At 56.3% G+C, this 4002-nt stretch carries 6 protein-coding genes and 1 riboswitch; of the genes, 5 read left to right on the forward strand and 1 reads right to left on the reverse strand.

Features of this window, described 5'->3' with window-relative positions; all coding sequences use genetic code 11:
- A partial coding sequence (locus tag I656_RS01250; protein WP_033006693.1) for a DUF1002 domain-containing protein occupies positions 1-681 on the reverse strand: 681 nt, incomplete at its 3' end.
- 184 nt (positions 682-865) lie between these two features.
- Here I656_RS01250 and I656_RS01245 point away from each other — a divergent pair.
- From I656_RS01245 to ribB, 5 genes are all read left to right on the forward strand, one after another.
- A complete protein-coding gene (locus tag I656_RS01245; RefSeq protein WP_033006697.1) occupies positions 866-1306 on the forward strand; it encodes a peptidylprolyl isomerase in 441 nt (146 codons plus the stop codon).
- Positions 1293-1421, forward strand: coding sequence for a hypothetical protein (locus I656_RS19805; protein WP_014196248.1), 129 nt, complete (start codon positions 1293-1295; stop codon positions 1419-1421). Before I656_RS01245 ends, I656_RS19805 begins: the two co-directional genes overlap by 14 nt.
- 47 nt (positions 1422-1468) lie before the next feature.
- A riboswitch (FMN riboswitch) is annotated at positions 1469-1601 on the forward strand.
- 207 nt (positions 1602-1808) lie between these two features.
- Positions 1809-2951 carry a bifunctional diaminohydroxyphosphoribosylaminopyrimidine deaminase/5-amino-6-(5-phosphoribosylamino)uracil reductase RibD gene (gene ribD, locus I656_RS01240; RefSeq protein ID WP_013144840.1) on the forward strand — a complete coding sequence of 381 codons (1143 nt, stop codon included), beginning with the start codon at positions 1809-1811 and terminating at the stop codon, positions 2949-2951.
- Positions 2906-3550, forward strand: a complete 645-nt coding sequence (gene ribE / locus I656_RS01235; RefSeq protein ID WP_020756695.1) for a riboflavin synthase — start codon at positions 2906-2908, stop codon at positions 3548-3550. The genes ribD and ribE overlap by 46 nt, the downstream gene beginning before the upstream one ends.
- A 21-nt stretch (positions 3551-3571) precedes the next feature.
- Positions 3572-4002, forward strand: a 431-nt coding sequence (gene ribB, locus I656_RS0116855) for a 3,4-dihydroxy-2-butanone-4-phosphate synthase (RefSeq protein ID WP_033006695.1), incomplete at its 3' end; no start/stop codon positions are given.

Below are 4002 nucleotides of genomic sequence, written 5' to 3' on the forward strand. Positions count from 1 at the left end.
GTTGTTGATTTCATTCTCGCTCAGCGTAATGCCAAGGTCGTTGGCGATTTTTTCAATAAGGGCGCGCAAATCAGCGTCCGTCTGCGGTGGGTTGTTGGCGATTTCTTGTTTGATTTTCGCCAGCAGGGCGACCGCTTTGTCCGCGCCGATCGAATCGGCGAGCTTCGCCGTCTGCACCATTTCCTCGTTCGCCACTTTTTTGACATCATCAGGGATGGCTTGGTCCGAGGAAATTTCATACGCCTTCATCAGCCCCGTCAGCGCTGCGGTGCCGGAAACCGGGAACGGAGCGGTGATGTAAATATCGGCATCTTTCACCCCTGCGGTGATCAAGGCGTTTGTATACATCTCTTTCGTCACCCATGTGATGTTGTGCGTTTCGACATGAAGCCCCGAGCCGGGCTCTTTTATCGTGATCATCGACGACGAGATGGCGCGCGTGCCGATTTGCGCTTTCGGAATGAGTCCGTCCAAATATTTATGCTCCTCAACGTTTGAGACGGTGATCGTTTGCGCCCCGTCCGGCGCCTTCATTTCGTCGAGCACTTTTTGCTTTTGTTCATTCGTTAAGTTTTCCCCGAGCGTCACAATGACATCGCCCGGCGCGGCATCGGCCGCTGCGATGCCCGGAGATGCCAAGAGCACCGCCCAAAGCAGCGATGAAGCGATCGTTCGTTTCACATAGCTCGCCTCCTGTTTACGAAAATGCATTATCATTATACCGTACGCTCGCCTGCTTGGCTATCGGAAAAACGCGACGCGGTCAGGCGGCGTGCGAATTTGAAAAGACATTTTTTCTTTTGTTTCACTTGGCCATCATGGTATGATAAAAGCAGTTTCGATGTCGAAAAGGAGCTGGATGCTTGTGGCGAAAAAAGGATATATTCTCATGGAAAACGGCGGGAAAATCGAGTTTGAACTGTTCCCAAACGAGGCGCCGGCGACGGTGGCCAATTTTGAGAAGCTCGCAAACGAAGGCTTTTATAACGGGTTGACGTTCCACCGCGTCATCCCTGGATTTGTCAGCCAAGGAGGATGTCCACGCGGCAATGGAACGGGCGATGCCGGCTATACGATCCCGTGCGAGACGGACAACAATCCACACCGACATGTCACCGGCGCGATGTCAATGGCGCACCGCGGCCGCGACACCGGCAGCTGCCAGTTCTTTATCGTCCACGAGCCGCAGCCGCACTTGGATGGGGTGCACACCGTCTTTGGCCAAGTGACATCGGGCATGGACGTCGTGAAGACGATGAAAAACGGCGACGTGATGAAGGAAGTGAAAGTATTTGACGAACCGTAAACAGCGCATGAGCGAGGATGATCGGACTGTTCGAAACAACTGGCGCTTGTTTTTCTTTTTGCTTGCGGCCAGCCTGTTGTGGGGAGCGGCGTATTGGATTTGGGTTGCGGAATGATGATGCAGGGCGTTTCGTGTGGTATAATGAACATAACGATATCGTGATGCATCCTTCGGGGCAGGGTGAAATTCCCGACCGGCGGTGATGGGGCTTTCCGCCCCTCAGCCCGCGAGCCGAAAGGCAGGATCCGGTGCGATTCCGGAGCCGACAGTATAGTCTGGATGGGAGAAGGATGCCAATATGCGCACGGCTGTTTTCGGCCGGTTCAGACCGCGTGGGCAGCGTCTGTCGGCCGACTAGGCATGGTAGTATCTTTTGTTTCCGACCGGCCGGTATAGCCTGCTTGGCGAACATGTGTTTGTTTGCGCATCATTGGTCATTCTCTCATCGATGAGCCCCCGGGGACATCCCGGGGGTTTCATTTTTATTGAAGGAGGGAGTGCGGTGCATAACGATGAACATTATATGCGGCTCGCTCTCGATGTGGCCAAAGCTGGAGTCGGGCAAACGTCTCCCAATCCTGCCGTTGGCGCGGTCGTTGTCAACGGTGGGACGGTTGTTGGGCTTGGCGCCCATTTGAAAGCGGGTGAGCCGCACGCGGAAGTCTATGCGATCCGCATGGCTGGCGAGAAGGCGCGCGGTGCGACGGTGTACGTGACGCTTGAGCCGTGCAGCCATTATGGAAAAACGCCGCCATGTGCCGATTTGCTCATCCAGGCGGGCGTCCGTCGCGTCGTCGTTGCCACGACCGACCCGAATCCGCTTGTCGCGGGAAAAGGGATTGCCAAGCTGCGCCAAGCGGGCATTGACGTTGATGTTGGCGTATTAAAAGACGAAGCGGACGAATTGAATCGGATGTTTTTCCACTATATCGCCGCAAAAACGCCGTTTGTCACGTTGAAGTTCGCATGCAGCCTCGATGGCAAAATCGCGACGGCGACGGGGGAAAGCAAATGGATTACATCAAGCGCGGCGCGTGAGGATGTCCATCGCCTTCGTGCGCAGCATGACGCCATTTTGGTCGGTGTCAACACCGTTTTGACCGACAACCCGAAGCTTACCGTCCGCTTTGGGGAAAAGCGGAAAAATCCGCTCCGCATCATTTTGGATACAAAATTGCGTACACCGCTTGACGCCCATGTCGTCGCTGACAAGGAAGCAGAAACGTGGATCATCACCGGCGGCGTCAGTCGGGAACAAGCGGCGGCGTATGAGCGCCTTGGGGTGCGCGTATTTTCAATGCCGACGGCCCAGATCGATGTCCGCGATGTGCTCCGTCTGCTTGGGGAGCAGGGAGTCATGTCGCTGTTTGTCGAAGGCGGCTCGCGCGTTCATGACAGCTTCCTCCGCGCGGGAGCAGTCAATGAGGTCATCGCCTATATCGCTCCGAAGCTGATCGGCGGCCGCGGGGCGCCGACGCCGGTCGGCGGCCTTGGCTTCGCCCGGCTTGCTGAAGCGGTGGAGCTTGACATCCGCCGCATCGAGACGATCGGCCCGGACATCAAAATCGTCGCCGCGCCGAAACGGAAGGAGGAATCGTTGTGTTCACTGGCATTATTGAAGAGATCGGCACGATCGAACAAATGAAGCAAACCGGCGACGCCATCGTGATGACGATTGGCGCCAAGCGGGTGCTCGAAGATGTGCGGCTTGGCGACAGCATCGCCGTCAACGGCGTCTGCTTGACCGTCACATCGTTCACCGAACGGCAGTTTACGGTCGATGTCATGCCGGAGACGGTGAAAGCGACGGCGCTAAAAACATTAAAGCCGGGATCGAAGGTGAATTTGGAGCGGGCAATGGCGGCTGGGGGACGGTTTGGCGGCCATTTCGTCACCGGGCATGTGGACGGCGTCGGGCGCATCATCCGGCAGTGGCCGAAAGCGAACGCCGTCTACTATGAAATCGAAGTGCCGGCCTCGCTGCGCGCCTATATGATTGAGAAAGGATCGGTCGCTGTCGATGGGACGAGCTTGACGATTTTCGGTCTGAGCGAGCGCACGTTCATCGTTTCACTCATTCCGCATACGCGTGAGGCGACGATTTTAGGCGAAAAGCGGCCGGGCGATCTCGTCAATATCGAGTGCGACATGATCGGCAAGTACGTCGCCGCTTTCCTCGACGCGAAAGCGACGCCGACCTCCAAATTGACGGTCGAATTTTTGGAGCAGCACGGCTATAAATAGTGGAAAAGGGGGGCAAGCTTGATGTTTGACACGATTGAAGCAGCGCTTTCGGCGCTGAAAAACGGAGAAGTGATCATCGTTTGCGATGACGAAGACCGCGAAAATGAAGGCGATTTTGTCGTGCTGGCCGAAAAAGCTACGCCGGATGTCATTAACTTTATGATCACTCATGGCCGCGGGCTCGTCTGCGTGCCGATTACGGAGGAATTGGCGGAGCGGCTCGAGCTTGAGCCGATGGTCACTCATAACACGGACGCGCATGGCACAGCGTTTACGGTGAGTGTCGACTACAAAACGACAACGACGGGAATCAGCGCCTACGAGCGGGCGGCGACGATTCAGGCGCTGCTTGATCCGAATGTGAAAGCGAGCGATTTTAAACGTCCTGGCCACGTTTTTCCGTTGATTGCGAAAAAGGGGGGCGTCTTGCGGCGCGCCGGCCATACGGAAGC

This window comes from Geobacillus sp. WSUCF1 (assembly GCF_000422025.1).
In the GTDB taxonomy this organism is placed as follows: domain Bacteria; phylum Bacillota; class Bacilli; order Bacillales; family Anoxybacillaceae; genus Geobacillus; species Geobacillus zalihae.